Genomic DNA, 20855 nt, shown 5'->3' on the forward strand with positions numbered 1-20855 from the left:
ATTATAGAGACTAATCTCTAATATGAAAAGAGGACCCTGTGATGAATGAAAAAACCTATGCTGACCTGATCCGGGAGTGTGAGGCGGACACGCACCGCTATGTGGAGGTGTCCAGCGACGGCAGGGTAGCTACCGTGACCCTGAACAATCCCGAGCGACTCAATTCCCTGACGCCGGTGCTGTGCTATCAGCTGCAGCAGGCGTTGCGTCCCTTGATGGATGCACCCGACGTGCGCGTCATCATTCTTACCGGCGCTGATCCGGCGTTCTGCGCGGGGGGCGATCTGGATTTTATCCTGATGGCAGAAGAATCCCTGCGGCGCGGGGATGAAGGCGCCGTAACAGTCTGGCGCTGGATTCGTCGCCAGTTTGGTGGCGTGGCGCGGTTGCTGGCACAGAGCGACAAGTATGTGATCTCGGCCCTGAACGGACCCGCCGCTGGCGTGGGGCTATCGTTTGCGTTTGCCTCGGATTATCTATTGGCCTCCGAGCGCGCCAGACTGGTGCTGGCATTCGCCGCCATTGGTCTGGTGCCGGAAGTCGGATGCAACTGGCAGTTGACGCGCCGACTCGGCTACCAGAAAGCGATGGAGCTGTTCATCGCCGGAGAACGACTGTCTGCCGAGCGTTCACTGGAACTGGGATTGGTGAATCGCGTAGTGCCGCACGACCGCCTCCTCGACGAGGCACGCGCCTGGGCAAACCGGGTCTGCGCATTACCGGCCAACGTGGTGGAAATGGCCAAGGTACAGATGCGCAAGGTGGTCGACATGCCCTGGGATCAGGCCATTGTGATGGAAGAATTTGCGGAACCGATCTGCTTTACACCGCAGAGCCACCGTGACGCAGTCCGCGCGATTCAAGCAGCGATAAAGCGCTAGATCGTCAGGGTCAGGTCTCACATTTTCCACGAAGCGCCTTTACGGCCCGACTGACAGAACTGCGGCTCACGCCGAAGTATTCCCCAATCGTCGCGAGCGTATAGTGACCATCAAGCCAGGCCCGCGCCATGGCATCCTTCCGGTCGTCATGGTGTGTCTCATAGCAGCTCAACGGCTTGATGGGAGTGAGCTGTTGAGCGCGAGGAATCTCTGTCAGCGGATGTTCAGCGTCGAGTGCGGCATGCATGTGTTCAATGAAGGCGTCGGAACCGAGGTAAATCTGATTTTTGAGCTGTACCCAGGGCGCGGGCTGTTTTTTGCCGTCGCGTACGAACTGTTTGTAGCGCCGGGTAGCTTCGCCCAAACGGCTGCCGAAGTGCGCTAAAACCCAATCCCTGGTCAGGCAGGGATGCAGCGGTGCCAGGCCCGCCGTCGCCCGATAGCTGCTCCACCGCCATTCGCCAGCCTCCTGCACCATCCCTGCCCGTACCGGATTGAGCACAATGTATCGTGCCAGCTCCAGGAGGTAACTTTCTTTTTCCACGAGAATGGATTTGTAGCGCCCTTGAAAAAGATGCCCGGCACGCTGATGTCGGCGGTTGAAATATTGGGAGTAAATGCCATTGAGCTGACGCATGCCGGAGGACAGGGTGGCCGAGCCTGTTTCCACAAGCAGGTGGTAGTGATTATCCATCAGGCACCAGGCGTGACAGTGCCAGCGGCAACGTTTACAGACCTCGGTGAGTATATTCAGAAAGCGGTGTCTGTCTGCGGAGTCGTTGTATATGTCGGCCCGAGCATTGCCGCGCGCGGTGACATGATAGAGCGCCCCGGCGAACTCGATACGAAGTGGTCTGGCCATCTGCTTCGGTACCCATGCTGATCAACCCGTTAGCAGTGTGCCATCAGTGCGGCGAGGTGTTTGTCAGCCAGAGATGGAAAGATAGGTAAGCGGAAGCTTACTTTTTGCCTGCCTGCCTGCCTGCCTGCCTGCCTGCAATGTGAAATGTGAGACCTGACCCCGTCCTCATAGCGCGTTGAAAACCTGACATGTCCCTTGTTCGAGGGACATGTCACCCCGAGCGTTACTGCGCATAATGACGCTGATCATAAAAAATGCATGATTCAGGCTTGGGGTGTTTGCTGATGTTTCGCTTTTTCCTGACAGGTTGCCTGCTGGCAGCGATGCTGCCGGCACAGGCCGGGCAGGGGTTTTATCTGGGAGGTGCTCTGGGTTGGGCGATGACCGATATTGACAGTGCCACCGTGATGGAGCGCATGGCCGCCGCCGGTATTCCCGGCACTGCGCAGGTGGAGGATGAGGATCGCCTGGCAGGCAAGGTGCTGGCTGGATACGGCTGGCGTTATCTGTTGCTGGAAGGGGCCTATGTGCATCTGGATACCCCCGACAGTGATTTTCAGAACGTCGGCGCGATCAGCGTTGACGATCTGGGGGATGTGGCGCCAGCCTCGGGTAACGGCGCGGAAGTGGCGCTGCTGGCACGATACCCTTTTACCGATCACATGAGTCTATGGTTGCGCGGCGGTCTGTTTCACTGGGAATACAGCCTGCGTGCGCAGACGCGCAAGCGCTTTACCGGCACCGACCCGACTTGGGGCGCCGGGCTGGAATGGCGCAGCCCTGGCCCTTGGCGCATGCGGCTTGGCTGGGACCGCTATCAGGTCGGTCCGGATGACACCGATCTGATCAGCCTGGCGCTCGTGCGTTATGTCGGTCGTGGTCCGGCTGCAACAGATCAACGGGTGGCCGAACCCTTGCCCGAACCAGCGCCTGTTGCTTCTCCCATGTCACCCCCGTCCGCTCCGGAGCCCGATACGGCGCCTGACACCCATGCTTTCCCGTTCACCATCGGTGTGCTGACCTTTCATTTTGGTGAGCGCGAGCCGACCACGACCGAACTGGACCAGATCGTCACCTATCTGGATCGTCATTCCGAGGCGAGGGTGATCGTGCGGGGCCATACCGACAATCAGGGACCGGAGGAATACAACGAGCAGCTTGCGCTGGGGCGGGCCAGAGCGGTAGCGGCGCTGCTGATGGGGCAAGGCATCGCGGCGGAGCGCTTGCGGGTCAGCGGTGCAGGCAGTCGCGAGCCGCTGGCCGACAACGACACGCCGGAAGGCCGGGCATTGAACCGCCGGGTCGACATCACCTTGCCGGGAGGAGACGAGCAATGAATCGTAACGCACTCGGTACCACCACATCGCGCGTCTTCGGAGCCTTGCTTGCGTTGGCGTTGGCGTTGACGCTGGCGGGCTGCGGCGCAGAGTCTCGTGTGGGCATCTCCCCGGGAGACATGGCAGGGGAGCCGCCGGAGAATGTGCAGGCGCAGGCGGGCGACAGCAAGGTGGCCATCCGCTGGGATTCCGTCAGTGATGCCACCGGATACCACCTCTACTACGCCACAGAAAGCATTGATGACATCGATAACCACGGCAGCATTCCCGGTGCGGAACTGGTGCTGGATGTGACAAGCCCTTACACAGTGACCGGGTTGGAAAACGGTACGATCTACTATTTCCGAGTCACGGCGTTAAACGGACAGGCCGAGAGCGCGGGCAGCGAACAGGTCACGGCGACACCGCAGCCGTTTATGCCGGTGGGGGGGCTGAATGATACCGGTGTTGTTACGTGTGCACCCAGCTCCGGGGCGAGTCTTCCCTGCTATAGTGCGGCGGTTGCCAGTTACCCCGGGCAGGACGCGGTTCACGGCCGGGATGCCCAGGCGCGTGATGATCAGAACTTTCAGAAAATCGGTGCGGGCGCGGCGGGCTTCGACTTTACTCGCCTTTGCGGCAGCGGTGCGACCGCCGGTTTTGGCGAATGCCCGGAGAACCCGACGCCGGGTGATGGGCCTAACGACTGGGCCTGCACCCGCGACAACGTGACCGGGCTGATCTGGGAGGTCAAACTCGATGACGCCGGGCAGTTGCGTCATGGCGGGCATACCTACACCTGGTACAACACCGACCCGGACACGAACGGCGGGGATGCTGGCAGGCTCGACGGCGGCACTTGCGCGGGCAGCGCCTGCGATACTCAGGCTTATGTGGCCGCCATCAATGCGCTGAATGAGGGGAACGGCCTGTGCGGTGTGAGAGATTGGCGTCTGCCTGACCGGGTGGCATTGCAGTCTGTTGTTCATTACGGGCGCAGCAGCGGCCCGGCACTGGATACGGAATACTTTCCGAACATGATGGTGAACCAGTACTGGTCGGCAGCGACGCTGGCCTCCCGCTCTGATCTGGCGCGGGCCATCCTCAACTGGACAGGCGCCTACAACTCTCACAGCAAGGACGGTGCTGCTCATGGTGTGCGTCTGGTGGCGGGTGGGGAGCCATTGGTCGGTGGTGCGACAACCTGCGCTGGTACGGAGAATTCGCATATGCTGGCGAGCACGCCGACGGCGGATTTCGTTGACCATGGTGACGGTACGGTGACCCATACGCCCACCGGACTGATGTGGAAACGGTGCGTTGAAGGGCAAACCTGGAACAGTAGCAATAACACCTGCGGCGGTGGTGGAGGTTCCTTTAACTGGCAGCAGGCTTTGCAACGGGCCCAGACGGTCAATGCATCCGATTCAGGTGCGGGTTTTGCGGGTCACAACGACTGGCGATTACCCAATGTGAAGGAGCTGCTTTCAATTACGGAACAGCGTTGTGCGGGCGGGGTGGTTAACGCAGTCGTCTTCCCCGGGCTTACCGGATCTGTCTGGACGTCCACGCCCTACAGCGCGAATGACAACAACGCGTGGAAGATTGACGTCGGGGCCAATGTGACCCGGAGCCTCATTGATGGCAATAACCGGACGTTGCTGGTGCGGGCGGCGCAGTAAGCGGCCCGGCCCGTGCTATCCCCGGGCCGGTTCCGGCGGCGTGCCGCAAAGTCTGTTTTTGATGTTCACGGGGTGTTAACAACGCCTCACCGTGCCATCCAAGGGTGTGTCAGAATCACGTCGGTTCATAATTGCAGACGCACTCGGGATGGGGAAGATGATGGGAATGACGCTTCGCAATGGAGTCATGCTCGGGATAGTGGGCGCCGCACTGGCCCTGGGGGCTTGCCAGCAGCGGCTGGTCGGTGGCGCAGACAGCGCGGCAGATCGCCTGAACCCCGGGGAAACCCGGCGTGGCGAGTTGACCTCGCGCAGTCACTACAACGTCAACGACGGCAGCCGCTTCCAGCGTTTTGCCGTGCCGTTGGAGGCGGGGCAGGTTGCGCGCTTCGAGGTGACGGGGGCGTTGCAGGGCAGCCTCTCGCTACAGGGGCCGGACGGTGAGTTTCTGGCGGCGAGCCAGGTGGGGGCTGACCCGGTTGCTCTCAGTCATCGTGCCGACGAGACGGGCCTTTACCTGTTGGGCGTCAGTGGCCAGGACCACCGCAGCTACGGGCCTTTTCGTGTCAGCAGTCGCTTGCTGACGGTCGCACAGGGTGGGCCGCTTGAGGCGGGCGACGAGCGTGCCGGCTGGCTTGATGGCGCGGTAGATACCTACTCCCTGGCCGTGACAGAACCCGGCCTTTACCAGATCACCATGCGCTCCGAGGCACTGGATGCTTATCTGACCCTGCGTGGCACGACGGACGACGGTGAACCGTTACACCAGGAAGACGATGACAGCGCCGGTGGGCTGGATGCGCGACTGACCGCCTATCTGGCGCCGGGGCGCTACGAGATCGATGCGGGCTGGACCCAGCAGCATAGCCGGGGCCTGTACACCCTGGCCGTGACGACACTGCCGGTGCCTGAAGGCGTCTCGCTGCGACAGAGCGGCCCGCTGCGGCCGGGCGAGACCGTCGAGGGCTGGATGGCCGGGGCCGCGCTGACCTACACCCTGGTGGTGGATGCACTGTCCCGGGTGCAGATCGACATGACCTCGCCGCTGCTGGACCCCTATCTGGAACTGGCCGGCAACGGCGTGGCGCACGCCGACGACGATGGTGGCGAGGACCTCAATGCCCGGATTGATGCGCTGCTGGCTCCCGGCACCTATCAGGTGATGGCCAGCGACATCAGCGGCCAGGAAGGCCTGTTCGAACTCAGTGCCACGGTGGCACCGTTTGTGCTGGCCGAGGCGGTGAACGGTCTGCCGTCGCTCCGCCCGGGTGTCGACAGCAGCCATCGCCTGATCGCTGACGCCGATCACTATCGCCTGATCGTCCCCGAGCCGGGCCGCTATATTGTGGAAATGCGGTCGCAGGAACTGGATGCTTTTCTGGAGCTGTACGGGGACGCTGGTGCCTGGCATGACGATGATGGCGGCACCGGTACCGATGCACGCCTCAACGTCGACCTGCCTGCGGGTGAGTACCTGCTGATTGCCCGAGCCTTCAGCCCCGAGCAGGGCGCCTACCAGTTACAGGTGCGCAGGCAGTAGCCTTTTATCGATGTGATTTACGGTTCCCGGATGGCGCACAGCGGGGCGCGATACCAGGGCATTCTGTCGTCGCCTGTGTGGAAGACGCCAGCGCTCCAGCGTGTGCCGTCGTCGCTCGGGTAGCTCTGCTCCAGGCGCAATGAGGCACTGTATGCGCCGTGGCCCCGGTGTGCGCCCGCCAGCACGACCGAGTTCTCGTCGTAGAGTATCGAGTTGCAAGCGGATGTGTCGTGATCGTAGGCGCCCCCGTCAATGAGCGGGCCACCGCTGCCCCCTCTCCTGTAGCCCAGCGGTTGCAGGGCACAGAACCCGTGCAACGTGACAGTGCGCGTCACGGCGCTGTCGTTGGCCAGTCGGAAGGACCATCGACCATTCCGGGTGAAGGCAGGCTCCGAACCGTTAATCCTGACGTTCGGGCTGGTGGATCCGGTGTCGTGGGAAACACCTGCACCCAGCATGACGCGCCCGCTGCTCTCTGCGCAATCGAGGTTTTCCGAGCGCGTTTCGCCCGCTGCCAGAGTGATCTCACGGCTCAGGGTTTCGAGATCGTCCGGTGGCTCAATGCAAATGGCATAGGCCCTGATCTCTCGGTCACTGCCACTGTCATTGAGCGCCTTGATCGCCCAGACATTATGGATATTACCGCCACCGAGATCGACCTGAGTCGGCCATGACTCCTGAACATGCAAGCCAGGCCGTGTGTCGCTGTCCACGTTCATGACGCGCAGGCCGCCGCTGACCGGAATGCGCTGCGCACCGCAGGACGCGCCCAGCATGTCGTAATCCCCTGCGGGCAAGGTGCTGTCGTTCGTTTCAATCGAGTAGCCGGAAAGTGGTGGGGCCGGTAGCGCGGTGACCTCGTCACTGGGCTCGCTTTCCCGGCCCTCGGCGACGGCTGTCACCACAAACACGACATTCTGGTGATTCTCGAGCTCGGTAACGGTGTGCGGGCTGGTGACCGAGGGCTGCCAACCGGCGTCGCCGGCACCAGGGTTCTCCATATCAAGGCCTGTCGCGGCGGGAGCCCAGTAAAGGTTATAGCTGTCGGCGTCGTCCACCGGATCCCATTCAACGGTGACCTCGGCATTGCCCGGGGTGGCGGAAAGGCCCTCAGGGGCGTCCACGGAGATGTGGTGGTCGGACGACGATGAACCGCCGCCACAGGCCGCAAGCAGGGCAGTTGCAGCAAGGCTGGCGGCGAGCGTTCCGGCCGGCAGGGCGAGGTGTCTGCGTGACATAGGGTCTCTCCATAGCAATCGTCCGGACATGTTATGGGGGGGAGCGGGGGATTGGTACCACACAAACGAGGTAACACGCGAGGGCCCGGTGCCACAGGCGGCCGCAGTGATGGTCAGTTGCTGGCCGGTATCGCACTGGACCTCGAGCGCGGCGATGGCCGCGCCTGAGCGCGCAGCTTCAGCGAATCATCTTCCTGATCAGATTCACCTTGTCCTTGTAAGGTGCATAACGAAACTTGATGTCGAACAGCGTGGTGGCCTTGAGAATACCGCGCTGGTGCGAGAAGACATCGAACGAATTCTTGCCGTGATAGGCGCCCATGCCGCTTTCCCCCACACCGCCAAACGGCAGGTTCGGGTTGGCCACGTGCATCACGGTATTGTTGATGCAGCCGCCGCCAAACTGCGTGCTGTCGAGCACTTGCCGTTCCACCTGTTCGCTGGCCGTGAACAGGTACAGGGCCAGCGGATGCTCTGGCAGTTTTTTCAGATTGCCTACCAGCTCCTCGATAGAACGGTAGGTGAGCAGCGGCAGCACCGGCCCGAAGATTTCCTCCTGCATGATCAGATCATCCATCGTCACATCCTTGAGCAAGGTCGGCGCGATGTATTTCTGTGCGCGGTCGGTCTGGCCACCGGCGAGCACCTTGCCGGTGTCGATCAGGCCCGCCACACGATCAAAATGACGTTCATTGATCATGCGCCCCAGATCCGGGCTCTGGCTCGGATCGTCGCCATAGAATTCTTTCAGGGTGGCGACCAGGGTCTGCTCGAACGCTTCCTTGATGTCTTCGTGTACATGGACATGATCCGGCGCCACGCAGGTCTGCCCGACATTGAGCATCTTGCCGGCCAGGATACGGCGGGCCGCCACTTTCAGGTTGGCATCCTTGTGCACGATGGTGGGGCTCTTGCCGCCCAGTTCCAGCGTGACTTTGGTCAGATGTTTCGCGGCAGCGGCCATGACAATGCGGCCCACGCGGGGGCTGCCGGTAAAGAAGATATGATCGAAACGCTGTTCCAGCAGCACGTTGGTCACTTCAGTGCTGCCCTTGAAGACGCACACATACTCCTCGCTGAAACACCGCTTGATGATCTTCTCGACCACATCGGCCACGGTAGGGTTCAGCGATGACGGTTTCAGCACGGCGGTATTGCCGGCGGCGATGCTGCCGATCAGTGGCTGGATCAGCAGCAGGAACGGGTAGTTGTAAGGCCCGAGCAGAAAGGTCACGCCCTGCGGTGTCGATTCAATTCGGCTGCGGCCGGGTTGCGCCCACATGGACGTGCTGACACGGCGCGGCTTCATCCAGCCTTTCAGGTGTTTGAGCGTGTGCTTGAGATCTTCGATGGCTGTGCTGATCTCGATATAGGCTTCGAATGGCGGGCGGCCGATGTCGGCTTTCAGAGCGTCCTGTATGTCACTCTGGTATTCAACGATGGCGTCTTTCAACGTGCGCAGTTGTTGCATTCGAAAGGCCAGGCTTCGCGTGGCGCCGGATTCAAAGTAACGCCGTTGCCGGGCAACAGCCTCTGCGGCCCAGTCTTCTGTCTGGCTTGAGATATGGCTCTCCGGTAATGCGCCCACGCTTGGCCTCCTGATGGTGTATGTGTATGCAGCAGCGGAAGTGACCCACGAGTGTTCCATGGGGAGCGGGCGCACTCTAGCGGTGGGGGGGAGCCTGATTGACCGAAAGCATCAGCCGGAGGCACAGAAAGTGACGGTTCGCGCCGTAACTATACAAAAAGTTATCAGGCGTCTAGACGGTTTGATAAAAAAGACACGCCTCAGAACGCAGTTTAATGCGGTATTGGTTGGTGGTGTGTTGGGTGCGTGCCGGGGATGCGCAATGTGAAGCGGGTGCCGACGGTGTCAGGTTGCCAGCTGGCCTGGGCCTGGATCGCGGCAGCGCGGCTGAGAATATTGGTCAGCCCTCGGCCGTGCCTCTCAACAGACGAGGTCTCGGCAGTAGACGAACGCTCGGCAGTAGACAAGTTCTGGGGCGAGAACGGCGTGCCGTTGTCGGTGAGTTCGATGAGTACGTCGCCGTGATCCATCCGGGTGCTGAAATGCAGGGTGTCGGCGCGGTTGTGCTTGAGAATATTGGTGATGGCTTCCTGAAGAATGCTCAGCACATGGCGAATGTGCTCTGCGGTCAGCGTGTGCTGTGCCGGCAGGGCGTCCATGCTCCAGTGCAGCGTCAGTCCGGCGGCTTCGAGTCGGGGCTGCAAGCGATAACGCAGTGTTGCCAGCGAGGTGGTCAGGTCGTTACCGACCGGGGTCAGTGAGTCCAGGGTCTGCCTGAGCTCGTCGATGCCCTCCTGCAGTGTTCGGGTCAGGGTGTCGTCCTCGCCGCGATGCTGCTGTGCGATGTGCAGGGCGTTGGTCAGGGTGGCGCCCAGGCCATCGTGCATGTCGCGCATCAGCCGCTGCCGTTCCAGCGCCAGCAGTTCCCGCTGTTCCACTTCGCGCAGCTTGCGGTAGCTGGCGTCCAGCTCCTGTTCACGACGGGCCAGCGTGTCCGCAAGGATGCGGCGATGATGCTCCAGGGCGTCCACCCCTTGCCGGTAGCGGCGGTACAGAATCTGGCTGAACAGCAGGCAGAAGGTGATTTCCCAGTACACCAGCAGATAAGGATGTTCCAGATTGATCTGGTATTGCATCAGCAGCAGGTCATGGGCGGCCAGCGGCAAACCGATCAGATTACAGGTGGCCAGCACTTGCGCCGAGCGGATGCCGCTGCGCCAGGCCAGAACTGCCACCAGCGTGAAAGCCCCTGACGAGAGCAACAGGGCGATACCGTAGGTGGCCCCTGCCAGGGCGACAATCTGCTCGGACGCCTGAAACAGCGGCAGGCTGGTGAGCAACGCCAGCAGGAGGGAGCCTCCCAGGGTGTATTCCAGCCAGGGCAGCCGGCGCTGGCACAAGCGCAGATTGAACAGCAGGCTGACCAGAACCAGCCCCAGCAGGGCGTTGACCGTCAGCCAGCCGAACCAGTCTGACGGCATCAGGCGGGTATCCAGGGGCCCGGAGAAATGCAGGCCACGCAGGGCAAACAGCAGGGCGGCTGCCAGAAACAGGCGTGACAGGGTGCGGTCTTCTCGTGAGTGGCGCAGGCTGAGCCCGAAGGCGGCAAGCGTGAGGAAGACCAGCGCGATGGCGCCGGGCAGTACCGCTTGCAGCCACAGACGTGTTCGGTAGCGCCAGATCAGGGCGTCTGTATCGTCCAGATAAACCCGGCTCAGGCCGCCGCCCAACCCGGTGACCGAATCCATCCTGATCAACAGTTCGCCGGGGGCGGCACGGCCATCCAGGGGTGTCAGCGGCAGCCAGACGGGCCGATTGAAACCGTTCCATACCAGGTCGCCCGATGAGCGCCACAAGAGGACGCCATCGCCATAGATCGCGACCTGCCCCACGGTCTGCCAGCGGGGCAGGTAGAGGGTGGGGTTGTCGTGGGGCGCGGGGACGGGCAGCCGATACCAGGTGGTGGTGATGCCCTCACCCTGGCCGTCCCGAGGCAGGGCGACATCGGGTAGCGAGACCCGCTGCCAGCCGGTGTCGGGGAGGACGTCGATTCGGGGCGGTGGCGCCATGAAGTGCGGGCTGTCCGCAGTGAGGGTCAGGCGCTCGGCCTGATGCACGGCGTTGGCGGCGTGCGTGCCGGCGCAGAGCAGGCACAGGCTGGCCCACCACAGTAACCGCGCGCCCGGGGCCATGCTCAGTCTGGCCTGCCCAGCAGATTCAGCCGCCAGGCCTCGCTGACGGCACCGGCGCGCGAGTTCACCCCGAGCTTCTGATAAATGCGGCGGATATACGTCTGTACGGTCCAGGGGGAGACGCCCAGGCGCTGGGCGATGTCCGCCATCGCATGGCCCTGGCTGATCAGCGCCAGGACATTCCGCTCCTGTGCTGACAGTGCGGTCTCGGGTTGCGGGGTTTCCGGGGCGATTTCAACCAGCAGATGCCGCGCAATCATGGGGCTGATCGGGCTGCCGCCCTGGTGCAGCATGCGAATATGGGCAGCGACCTGTGGGGGCAGGGCGTCCTTGAGCAGATAACCGGTGGCGCCAGCGCGCACGCTGTCCAGCACCGGCTGGGCCTCGTCAAACAGGGTGGCCACCATGATGGCGCAATCCGGCCAGCGCCTGCGGGCGGCCTGAATGACGCTGATGCCGGAGCCGTCAGGCAGCCCCAGATCCACCAGCAGCACGTCGTGGGCGGGTCCGTCCAGCAAGGTGTTGGCCTGGGCGCAGTTCCCGGCTTCGGCGGTTAACCGGATATCGTCGGTGGCCTCCACAGCCCGGCGCACCGCATGCCGGAACTGCGGATCATCTTCCACCATGGCCAGACTGATCACGTCTGGTCCCCCCAATGGTTGTTATCAGTGTTGCCCTAGCATACCTGCCCTTGGGGGGATAAGGCAGAGTGCAGGCGTCAGCCGCCGCGCAGCTTGGCCACGAAGCTGTTTTCACGCTCCAGCAGGGCGCTGAAGCTGGGCCGGGAGAGCACCTTGTCCACATGCGCGGCCAGCGACGGGTACTGCTGCGGATCGAGATGCTCGCCGCCGTGGGCAAAGTTGGCGAACTGGGACGCCACGGCGATATCGGCGATGGAGAGCTGCGGACCAGCCAGCCATTCCCGGCCCTTGATCTGGCTTTCCAGGTAAGCGAAGTGCGGCGGCAGTTTTTCGGTGAGGGCGCGCGCGATGCGTTCTTCATCGCTGGGCTTGCCCATCAACTTCATGATCACCCGGTTGCGGAATACGGTGAAGGTGGTCAGCGGGGCCAGCTCGTAGTCGGCGTATTTCTCCAGCCACAGGGCATGGGCGTAATCCGCCGCGTCCACGGGATAGAGCGCGGGTGTCTCCGGGAAGGCGCGCTCCAGGTAGGCGCAGATCACGGCCGAGTCGGCCAGCAGCCGGCCATCGTGCTCCATGGCGGGGATGCGGCGCAGGGGGTTGATGTCGCTGTAGTCTTCCGGCGCATTGAAGGGATCGACATGCACCGATTCGAAGGGAATGTCCTTTTCGCCCAGAAACACACGGGTCTTGCGGACGAAGGGCGACAGCGCCGCGCCATAGAGTTTGATTGCCATGATGAGCCTCATCTGTTCATGATGCGGCTTATCAGAACAAGGTGCCGGGCAGGGGTCAATGGCAGCAACCGTCGAACGATTTTTCCCTTGACGTCATCGCCGCGCCTGTTATGCTTTGCGCCGCTTTCGGGGATGCCCGGCAGTGATCAGCGTCCCCTTCGTCTAGAGGCCTAGGACACCGCCCTTTCACGGCGGTAACAGGGGTTCGAATCCCCTAGGGGACGCCATGCGGGAATAGCTCAGTGGTAGAGCACAACCTTGCCAAGGTTGGGGTCGCGAGTTCGAATCTCGTTTCCCGCTCCAGATTCGCAGAGAAAGCCGGCTCATTGAGCCGGCTTTTTTTGTGCCTGACGTCCGCACCTGACGTTACATAAAGCTACCCGCCCACGCATTGCCAGCCGTGACGACCCGGCGCTATTCTGTCTGTATAAAAAATATACAGTCGGAGGTGTGTCATGGCCGAGGCAATGCTGCAACAGGACTGGACCGACAAGCGCCGCTATCTGTGGCTGCTGAGCACGCTCACCATGCTATTGCCCCTGGGCGCCATCGGCCTGGTGAATCTCACCGGGCATCCGGTGTTCTGGTGGTTTGGCCCCCTTTTTGTCTTTATCGTCATCCCGATACTTGATGTGATGCTCGGCGAGGAAACCGAGAACCCGCCAGAGTCCGTGGTGCCACGCCTGGAGCAGGAGCGCTATTACCGCATTGCTGTCTGGGTGGCGGTGGTGTTTCAGTACTGGGCGTTTCTGGTGGCCGCGCAGGTTATCGCGACAGCGAGCTTGCCCTGGTACAGCTATCTCGGCCTGGCCATTACCACGGGCACGGCCATGGGGATTGCCATCAATACCGCCCATGAGCTGGGCCACAAGACCAACGGCTTCGAACGCTGGCTGGCCAAGCTGGCGCTGGCGCCGGTGTTTTACGGGCATTTTTTTGTGGAGCACAACCGCGGGCATCATGTGCGTGTGTCGACCCCGGAAGATCCTGCCTCGTCCCGTTTTGGTGAAAGTTTCTACCGGTTTCTGCCGCGCACGGTCTTTGGCAGCTTGCGTTCGGCCTGGGAGCTGGAGGCAAAGCGGCTGGAAAAAGAGGACAAGTCTGTCTGGCATATCGAGAACCACAATCTCCAGGCCTGGGGGCTCTCAATACTGCTGTGGGGCGCGCTACTGGTGGCGTGGGGATGGGTGGTGCTGCCGTTCCTGCTGATTCAGTCAGTGTTCGGTTTCCAGTTGCTGGAAGTGGTGAATTACCTGGAGCATTACGGCCTGCTGAGGCAGAAGAAAGACAATGGCCGTTACGAACCCTGTCGCCCCGAGCACTCGTGGAACAGCAATCGTCGGGTGACCAATATCTTCCTCTATCAGTTGCAGCGGCATTCCGATCATCACGCCTATCCGACCCGCTCCTATCAATCGTTGCGGCATTTTGACGAGGCACCACAGTTGCCCGGCGGCTATGCGTCGATGATCGTGCTGGCGTGGATTCCGCCACTGTGGTTTCACGTGATGGACAAGCGCGTTATCGCGCACTACAAGGGCGATATGAATCGTATCAACATGGCCAGCGACTGAATGGCCAGCGATTGAATGATCACTGGCTGAGTTGATTGTTGACCGATATCAGAATGAAACGGGCGGCTTGCACCACGTCGGCAACCGGTTCCCGGTAGCCATTGAGCATCCAGCGCATGGCCATGTTGACCATGGCGCCAATCAGCCCGGTCGCCAACAGATAATCCCGGGTGTCGTGATGCCGGCGCTCCGGATGCAAGCCCCGGAATACCGCGACCAGGAAGTTGGCGAAGTCGTCCATGACGCGCCGATACTGTGCATCCATCTGCGGATTGACCCCCATGATTTCGACCATGATGACGCGGGCCGAATGGGGGTTGTCGAGCAGAAATTCGAAGTAGGCGGTGAGGGCCGCCTCGGCCATCGCGTCCGGTTCGCCGCTGCGGTAAGCAATGGCGCGGCTCACCAGCTGTCGTAGCTGGCTGGTGGTCAGTTCATAAATTTCACTGAGCAGGGCGTCGCTGTTGCTGAAGGACTCATAGAAATAGCGTTCGGTGAGCCCGGCCTCCGCACAAATGGCACGCACCGACGTGCCGTGAAAGCCGACGCTGCCAAAGATCGTCGTGCCGGCCCGAAGCAGTTTTTCCCGGCGCTCGGCACGGCGCTTTTCAATGCTGACGCCGCGATAGGCACGGCCACGGGCCGTCGCCTTGGGCTTTGCGGCAGGTTTGGAAGCGCTGGGGGTCTGTGTCATGGCGCCATGTTGACATGGCTTATTGTCAGAAGTAAAGTGACATCATTCATTGTCACTTTGGCTGACTGTCACTTTTAGCTAATGTCACGTTTGCTTGCAGGCGAGTGCGCCCCCGGCGCCCGGAGGATCGAAGCATGAACACCAAAAAGACCAGCCCGGAATTCGATGTCGCCATCATCGGCAGCGGCTTTGCCGGCCTGTGCATGGCGATCAAGCTCAAGGAGCAGGGCCGCGATAATTTCGTGATTCTGGAGCGGGCTCAGGATGTCGGTGGCACCTGGCGCGACAACCATTACCCTGGCGCCGCCTGTGATGTGCCTTCGCACCTGTATTCCTTCTCTTTTGCACCAAACCCGGACTGGTCGCGGAAATACCCGACTCAGCCGGAGCTGTATGCCTATTTGCGCAAGATCGCCGCCGATTATGACCTGCTGCGCCACATTCGTTTCGACAACACGCTCGAGGCGGCGCAGTACGATGAAGAGCACCACGTCTGGGCGGTACGCACCAGCCAGGGCAGTCTTACCACGCGCGCACTGGTGATGGGCAATGGCGGTCTGGCCGAGCCGAAGCTCCCGGAGATTCCCGGTGTTGCGCAGTTCAAGGGCAAGACCTTCCACTCGTCTCGCTGGGATCACGATTACGATCTGAGTGGCAAGCGCGTCGCGGTAATCGGTACCGGCGCGTCAGCGATCCAGCTGGTGCCGGAAGTGGCCAAAGTGGCGGGGCAGCTGGACGTCTACCAGCGCACGCCCAACTGGATCATTCCGCGCCCGGATCGCGGCTATTCTGGGCTGGAAAAGGTGCTGTTTCGCCGGATTCCGGCCAGCCGCCGACTGCATCGCAATGCCATCTACTGGAGCCACGAGGCCCGCGTGATGGGTCTGGTGCTGCACCCGGCGCTGATGAAAGTGTTCCAGAAAGTGGCCGAGCGGCACATCCGCAAGCAGGTCAGGGACCCGGCGCTGCGCGATCAGGTGACCCCGGATTACACCATTGGCTGCAAGCGTATTCTGATCTCCAACGACTGGTATCCGGCGTTGCAGAAGCCCCATGTCAGCCTGGTCACAGACGGCATTCGCGAGATCCGCGCCCACAGTATCGTGGCGGCGGATGGCCGGGAGCGCGAGATCGACGCCATCATCTACAGCACCGGCTTCTATGCCACCGAGAACCCCATTGCCGCGGTGGTCACCGGACGCGACGGCAAGACCCTGGCGGACATCTGGCAGGATGGCGAAGAGGCGTATCTGGGCACCCTGGTCAACGGGTTTCCGAACCTGTTTCTGATCGTGGGTCCCAACACGGGTCTGGGGCACAGCTCCATGGTGTTCATGATCGAGACCCAGGCCAGCTATATCCTGCGTCTGCTTGGCGAGATGGAGGCACAGGTTTCCCGGACGCTGGAAGTGCGCGAGTCCGTGCAGCAGGGCTACAACGCGCGGCTGCAGGCCCGTCTGGGCAATTCCATCTGGTCCACCGGGTGTGACAGCTGGTACAAGCACAAGAGCGGCAAGATCACCGCGCTATGGCCGGGCTTCACGTTCCAGTTCTGGCTGCGGGCGCGCCGTTTCGACGCCAGCGACTACCTGTTTGATGGTGTGTCCGGCGACGGGTATGTGGCCGCAGATGAGCCAGGGCGCGCTACTGTGTGAGCAGGGCGCGAATGCAGCGCGTTTTTGCGGCTGTGATGTGCGATAATCAGCGCCATATTTTGCTGACAGATGACGCATAGATGACGGTAACGACGAAGAAACGGGGCGCGGGAGTGACCGGGCTGTGATTGTACCCTGGGAAGAAATCGGCGCTGACACCCTGCAGAACCTGATCGAGGAGTTCGTATCCCGTGATGGCACCGACTACGGCGAGCAGGAGGTGGCACTGGAACGCCGCGCCGAGCAGGTGCGCCAGCTGCTACGCCGTGGCGAGGCCGTGATCTGGTTCGACGACGCCACCGAGTCCGTTACCATCATGTCGAAGCAGCAGCTGAATGACATGACCCCGCCGGAAGATCCGCTCTTTCCCTGACGGGCAGGCGGATCAGCCGAGTCGCGGGGCCTTGCTGCCGTCACTGGCAAACAGTCACTGTCAAACAAGCAAGTGTATCGCCATCCCCACCATGACCAGCCAGCTCAACACGATGCCCGCCTGACGTCCCTTGTTGACGGCGCTTGGCCGGGTCATGCCCGCCGCATGCAACAGTCGCCCCAGAAAGAAGACGCCGCCATAGAGATGCAGAGCGGTGCCAGAGGCTCCTGTGAGCTCCAGAACGGCAAGACCGATCAACACCAGTGGTACGTATTCGGCGGCATTGCCGTGGGCACGGATGGCCTGGGTCAGCGTTCTGTTGCCGCCGTCACCGAGGGAGACCTTGCCGCCCAGGCGTTGGCGCACGACATTGGCGGCCAGCGCCGTCATCAGCAGCAGGAACAGGCCGGTGTACAAGGCGGTAACGGGTAGCAGTAGTGCGGTAGTCATGGTGTCCACTCCGGTTGTTTTTTGCGTTGTCTGAGAATAAAGCGTTCTGGCGCCAGCGCACGCACCAGCTCTTCGTCCACCGGGCGGGGCTCGTCATTGACAAGCGCCGCAATCAATTCGGCGCACAGGGTGCTGCCCGTAATGCCACGGCTGCCATGGGCTACACTCATATACACCCCCTGAAGCATCCGGTGCGGATTGCCCGTGGCGTCGGGCACCGGCCCGGCCACGGGCAGGAAATCGGTGCTCTGGCAGCGCAGGCCAACGCGCTGCCCGCTGATGTGGATCTTCTCGCCACCCAGGGCATGCCAGTATGCCGGGAGCTGTTGCTGCAGCTCCGTCAGGTTGCGCTGGTCATCATCCGGGTCGACCTCGATATCATGGCGCCGCAGATCGAACGTCGCGCCGACGCAATGCAGGCCCCGAATCGCCGGCGTCAGATAGCCGCTGTGACAGATGGCCTGTTGCCACTGCCGGCTGGCCTCGGTGGCCTGACAATAACTCACCTGTCCACGGATCAGCTTCAGGGGCAGCCAGTGCAGGCCCACCAGATCGCGAGCGGCACCGGCGTTGGCCAGGACGACGATGTCCGCCTGGCTGGAGGTGCCGGAATCATGACGCACTATCCAGCCGCCCCCATCGACGGGGGTCAGCGCACACACGGCGTGCTGCTGCAAACGGATCAAGGGGTGGTCCAGCAGGTGGGCGCACCAGTCCGGCGGCGAAATATAGCCGCCCCGCAGCAGGTTGATCCCCCGGCCATCGGACGTAGGTTGTAACAGTGAGGCAGGCCAGTGACCGCTGTGCAGGGCAGCCTGCTGCTTGTCCTGATGGCGCGCTTCCGCCGGATATTGCGCGACACCGGTCAGCGCGCCCTGGTCGCAGTGGGCCGGGAAACCATGACGGTTGAGCCAGTGCAAGGTGTGCAGATAGCTGCTCTGGTAGAAGCGATTCTGCGCCGTGGCGTGGGCGCTGGGGGTGGTATAGACCACACCGGCCAGATTGCCCGAGGCGCCGCTGGCGATACCGGCGGGGTCGAACACCGTGACCTGCCAGCCGCGCTCGGCGAGCGCTCGGGCGCAGGTTGCACCGGCGAGCCCGGCGCCGACAATGGCGGCCTGACCCGGGCGTGCGGATTGTGGCTGCCATGGTGGCTGTGATGGTGGCTGGGAGTGTGGCTGCGAGTGTGGTGTATCAGCGCTGTCCGAACAGCTGCCTGGGCCGACGAAGTGCCCGGTCAGCATTTCCCGTTTTCGTCCGAAGCCGGGCACCCGCTGCATCGCAAAGCCCGCGGCAATCAAACCGCGCCGGACAAACCCGGCGGCGCTAAAGGTAGCAATGCTGGCGCCAGGCGCGCTCAGTCGCGCCAGTTGCTGAAAGAGCGGCGGGCACCACATGTCCGGGTTGCGGGCTGGTGCAAAGCCATCCAGAAACCAGGCATCGACACGGGCGTGGGTCTCTGACAACGCTGTCACGGCATCGGCGAAGATCAGGGTCAGCAGGATGCGGCCGCCCGAGAGCGAGAGCCGGTGGAAGCCGGGCGTCAGAGGCGGGTAGTGCGCAGCGAGTTCAGCTGCCAGCGCGGCAGAAGCGGGCCAGTGCTGCAAGGCACGGCGCAAGTCCTCATGACCCAGGGGATGCTTTTCCACAGATAGAAAATGCAGCGTCGCGTCTGCCGGTGCATCCTTCAGAAAGGCCTGTGCTGCGCAGAGAAAATTGAGCCCGGTGCCGAAGCCGGTTTCGCCGATGACAAAGCGGCCCCGTGCCGGCAGAGCACGAAAGCGCGCATTGAGCCGGTTGCCTTGCAGGAAGACATGCTGCGTTTCTGCGGGCCCGTCATCGCGGGAAAAATAGGGGTCGCCGAACTCCGGCGCGACGGGAACATTGGCCTGCCAGTCGAGCCGGGCAGGCGTGATCGGGGGAAAACGCTCGCTCATTCTTCAGCGATGACGTCAGTGTTCGCGGCGGCAAACTCCAGTAATGCGGTGCGCATATCAGCGTCCAGCGCAGTGCCGCGCTGGTCTCGCTCGCTGTCGGACAGGTCGGTGACCGTGACGGTGGCTGTTGCGCTCAGGAATATCGGCGGCAGGGCGGTGACGGTCAGCACGGTGAGGGCATCGGCGCTGGCGTAATGCTGCAGCAGGTGGCCGACGGCCAGGGGGTGACTGATCCGGGCGGCGACATCCATCCGCTCTTCGCTGATCGTCACCTCCCGGGCGCCCCGTTGCACGGCACGCTCGCCAAGGCTCTGGCGCTGCTGGCCATATTGGCCTGCCACGCGTCGCGTGGGCGCCATGTCTTCCCACCCCGACGGGATCGGAAACAGATGAATGTCCAGCCGTTGCTCGCGGCCGTCTTCCTGCGCCCGCACGTAGCGCAGCAGGCGCAATGCGCGTTCATCCATCTGCATTTCGCCCTGGAAGGTGAACGCGCCGAGCGTGGCCGGTGCCTGCCAGGCATCCAGATCCACATCCACCGGAGGCATTTCCCAGGGAATCTGTTCGTTCATGCGCTCCTGGTCGCTCAGGTATTCCCGAGCGCAGCCGGACAGGCCCAGTGAAGCAACAAGCAGGGCGACAGAGAGCAGTGCAACAGGCAAGCAGCGATAGGCAGGGCGAGTCATCAGGGTGCGGTCCTCGTGTGATCACCGGGACTGGAATGTCAGCAGTGCATTGTAGCCGAGGGCCGCGTTGTCAGTCATGCAGTGCTCAGAATTTGTGCCGCGACAGAGTGAGTGATGTCACCGTGATATCGCTTTTCCGGGCAAGACGGGTTCCGGTTTGTGCACTGACTGACCATTCATCCCTTTTGCTTACTTTTTATCATGAAGAGCATGCTTTCTGATCTTTTTTTCGTATAATGCCGGGCATAACTATTAGCCGCACCGATGAAAGGGTGTGGCAGTTCTCGTTTGATAGGCGCCGGGGGGCGTGATGACAATGATGATTTCATGTATGAGCGCAGGCGTTCGCATGACAGCCAGAGTGCTCGCTGCTCTCTTCAGTCTTTCAATCATGTGCCTGGCGCATGCTGAACAGCCTCCTGTAACCCCTTTGTCGCACCCGGCTTCCCTGCATCCGGCATTGAGCGCTGCCTTGTGCCGTGCGGCGGCCGAAGACAGCGCGCTGGCGCCGCAAATGGAAGCGATGCTGGAAAGTGGGCTGATCAGCTATGACCAGGTGGGTGACGTACTGAATCTGGATTGTCAGTCCCGCTCTCTGCTGGAGCGGGTTGTGGCGGGGCAGCATGCCGAAAATCTGGAGTATCTGGCCATTGATCTGGGGCTGGATATTGATCAGCCCCAGGTGCAGATGGGCGTTCAGCTTGTCTCTTTCATCGCCTTCCTGGAGGCCCGGGCAGTGCAGGCTGAGCCGGCGCTGAAGGCGTTCATCAATGAATATCTGGCGTATTTCCGTGACGCCGAGTTCAACCCGAATCTGGCGTTGAGCATGTATTGACCTGCGTTGAGTACTTTTGCCCCAGTTTGTTCTG

General features: G+C 62.0%; 18 protein-coding genes and 2 tRNA genes. 10 read left to right on the top strand and 10 right to left on the bottom strand.

Annotated features, from left to right (window positions below):
• The first annotated feature begins 41 nt into the window (after positions 1-41).
• Complete coding sequence (locus tag K8B33_RS12540; protein ID WP_223427005.1) at positions 42-881, top strand: enoyl-CoA hydratase/isomerase family protein; 840 nt, start codon at positions 42-44, stop codon at positions 879-881.
• Between the two features lie 10 nt (positions 882-891).
• Here K8B33_RS12540 and K8B33_RS12545 read toward each other — a convergent pair whose 3' ends face one another.
• Positions 892-1743 carry an REP-associated tyrosine transposase gene (locus K8B33_RS12545; protein WP_223427008.1) on the bottom strand — a complete coding sequence of 284 codons (852 nt, stop codon included), beginning with the start codon at positions 1741-1743 and terminating at the stop codon, positions 892-894.
• Positions 1744-2027: 284 nt separating this feature from the next.
• On the opposite strand from K8B33_RS12545, the gene K8B33_RS12550 reads away from it, so the two are divergent.
• The 3 genes from K8B33_RS12550 (at position 2028) to K8B33_RS12560 (ending at position 6281) form a co-directional block, all read left to right on the top strand.
• On the top strand, positions 2028-3080 hold the full coding sequence (locus K8B33_RS12550; RefSeq protein WP_223427010.1) for an OmpA family protein: 1053 nt from the start codon (positions 2028-2030) through the stop codon (positions 3078-3080).
• Positions 3077-4741, top strand: a complete 1665-nt coding sequence (locus tag K8B33_RS12555; RefSeq protein ID WP_223427011.1) for an Lcl C-terminal domain-containing protein — start codon at positions 3077-3079, stop codon at positions 4739-4741. The genes K8B33_RS12550 and K8B33_RS12555 overlap by 4 nt, the downstream gene beginning before the upstream one ends.
• Before the next feature lie 166 nt (positions 4742-4907).
• Complete coding sequence (locus K8B33_RS12560; RefSeq protein WP_223427012.1) at positions 4908-6281, top strand: hypothetical protein; 1374 nt, start codon at positions 4908-4910, stop codon at positions 6279-6281.
• A gap of 17 nt (positions 6282-6298) precedes the next feature.
• Here the strand turns inward: K8B33_RS12560 and K8B33_RS12565 are convergent, their stop codons facing one another.
• From K8B33_RS12565 to K8B33_RS12585, 5 genes are all read right to left on the bottom strand, one after another.
• A complete protein-coding gene (locus tag K8B33_RS12565; RefSeq protein ID WP_223427013.1) occupies positions 6299-7519 on the bottom strand; it encodes a fibronectin type III domain-containing protein in 1221 nt (406 codons plus the stop codon).
• A gap of 178 nt (positions 7520-7697) precedes the next feature.
• Positions 7698-9167 carry an aldehyde dehydrogenase gene (locus K8B33_RS12570; RefSeq protein WP_223427014.1) on the bottom strand — a complete coding sequence of 490 codons (1470 nt, stop codon included), beginning with the start codon at positions 9165-9167 and terminating at the stop codon, positions 7698-7700.
• A 152-nt stretch (positions 9168-9319) separates the two neighbouring features.
• On the bottom strand, positions 9320-11239 hold the full coding sequence (locus K8B33_RS12575; protein WP_223427015.1) for a sensor histidine kinase: 1920 nt from the start codon (positions 11237-11239) through the stop codon (positions 9320-9322).
• A gap of 2 nt (positions 11240-11241) precedes the next feature.
• Positions 11242-11880 carry a LuxR C-terminal-related transcriptional regulator gene (locus K8B33_RS12580; protein ID WP_223427017.1) on the bottom strand — a complete coding sequence of 213 codons (639 nt, stop codon included), beginning with the start codon at positions 11878-11880 and terminating at the stop codon, positions 11242-11244.
• A 77-nt stretch (positions 11881-11957) separates the two neighbouring features.
• Positions 11958-12617: a glutathione S-transferase family protein gene (locus K8B33_RS12585; protein ID WP_223427018.1), complete on the bottom strand. Its 660-nt coding sequence runs from the start codon at positions 12615-12617 to the stop codon at positions 11958-11960.
• A gap of 151 nt (positions 12618-12768) precedes the next feature.
• Here K8B33_RS12585 and K8B33_RS12590 point away from each other — a divergent pair.
• The 3 genes from K8B33_RS12590 (at position 12769) to K8B33_RS12600 (ending at position 14191) form a co-directional block, all read left to right on the top strand.
• Positions 12769-12844: transfer RNA gene (locus K8B33_RS12590), tRNA-Glu, on the top strand.
• 1 nt (position 12845) lies between these two features.
• A tRNA-Gly gene (locus tag K8B33_RS12595) sits at positions 12846-12920 on the top strand.
• A 152-nt stretch (positions 12921-13072) separates the two neighbouring features.
• Positions 13073-14191, top strand: a complete 1119-nt coding sequence (locus K8B33_RS12600) for an alkane 1-monooxygenase (RefSeq protein ID WP_223427019.1) — start codon at positions 13073-13075, stop codon at positions 14189-14191.
• Positions 14192-14210: 19 nt separating this feature from the next.
• On the opposite strand, the gene K8B33_RS12605 is transcribed toward K8B33_RS12600, so the two are convergent.
• Positions 14211-14885 (bottom strand): TetR/AcrR family transcriptional regulator, encoded by a 675-nt coding sequence (locus K8B33_RS12605; protein WP_223427020.1) that lies wholly within the window; start codon positions 14883-14885, stop codon positions 14211-14213.
• A gap of 134 nt (positions 14886-15019) precedes the next feature.
• Here K8B33_RS12605 and K8B33_RS12610 point away from each other — a divergent pair, with 134 nt between their 5' ends.
• Both K8B33_RS12610 and K8B33_RS12615 read left to right on the top strand, forming a co-directional pair.
• A complete protein-coding gene (locus K8B33_RS12610) occupies positions 15020-16540 on the top strand; it encodes a flavin-containing monooxygenase (protein ID WP_223427021.1) in 1521 nt (506 codons plus the stop codon).
• A 124-nt stretch (positions 16541-16664) separates the two neighbouring features.
• Entirely contained in the window at positions 16665-16913 is a 249-nt protein-coding gene (locus K8B33_RS12615) for a YheU family protein (RefSeq protein WP_223427022.1), read from the top strand.
• 60 nt (positions 16914-16973) lie between these two features.
• Here the strand turns inward: K8B33_RS12615 and K8B33_RS12620 are convergent, their stop codons facing one another.
• The 3 genes from K8B33_RS12620 to K8B33_RS12630 are packed head-to-tail and all read right to left on the bottom strand — an operon-like array spanning position 16974 to position 19986.
• Positions 16974-17363, bottom strand: a complete 390-nt coding sequence (locus tag K8B33_RS12620; RefSeq protein ID WP_223427027.1) for an MAPEG family protein — start codon at positions 17361-17363, stop codon at positions 16974-16976.
• The gene (gene mnmC, locus K8B33_RS12625) at positions 17360-19300 is read right to left on the bottom strand and encodes a bifunctional tRNA (5-methylaminomethyl-2-thiouridine)(34)-methyltransferase MnmD/FAD-dependent 5-carboxymethylaminomethyl-2-thiouridine(34) oxidoreductase MnmC (RefSeq protein ID WP_223427028.1); all 1941 of its coding nucleotides are present in this window, start codon (positions 19298-19300) and stop codon (positions 17360-17362) included. The genes K8B33_RS12620 and mnmC overlap by 4 nt, the downstream gene beginning before the upstream one ends.
• Entirely contained in the window at positions 19297-19986 is a 690-nt protein-coding gene (locus tag K8B33_RS12630; protein WP_223427029.1) for a hypothetical protein, read from the bottom strand. Before K8B33_RS12630 ends, mnmC begins: the two co-directional genes overlap by 4 nt.
• Positions 19987-20335: 349 nt before the next feature.
• Between K8B33_RS12630 and K8B33_RS12635 the strand changes: the two genes are divergently transcribed.
• Positions 20336-20821: a hypothetical protein gene (locus K8B33_RS12635; protein WP_223427030.1), complete on the top strand. Its 486-nt coding sequence runs from the start codon at positions 20336-20338 to the stop codon at positions 20819-20821.
• Positions 20822-20855 lie beyond the last annotated feature (34 nt).

Origin of the sequence: Alcanivorax limicola, from assembly GCF_019931215.1 — a bacterium.
Taxonomy (GTDB): Bacteria; Pseudomonadota; Gammaproteobacteria; order Pseudomonadales; family Alcanivoracaceae; genus Isoalcanivorax; species Isoalcanivorax limicola.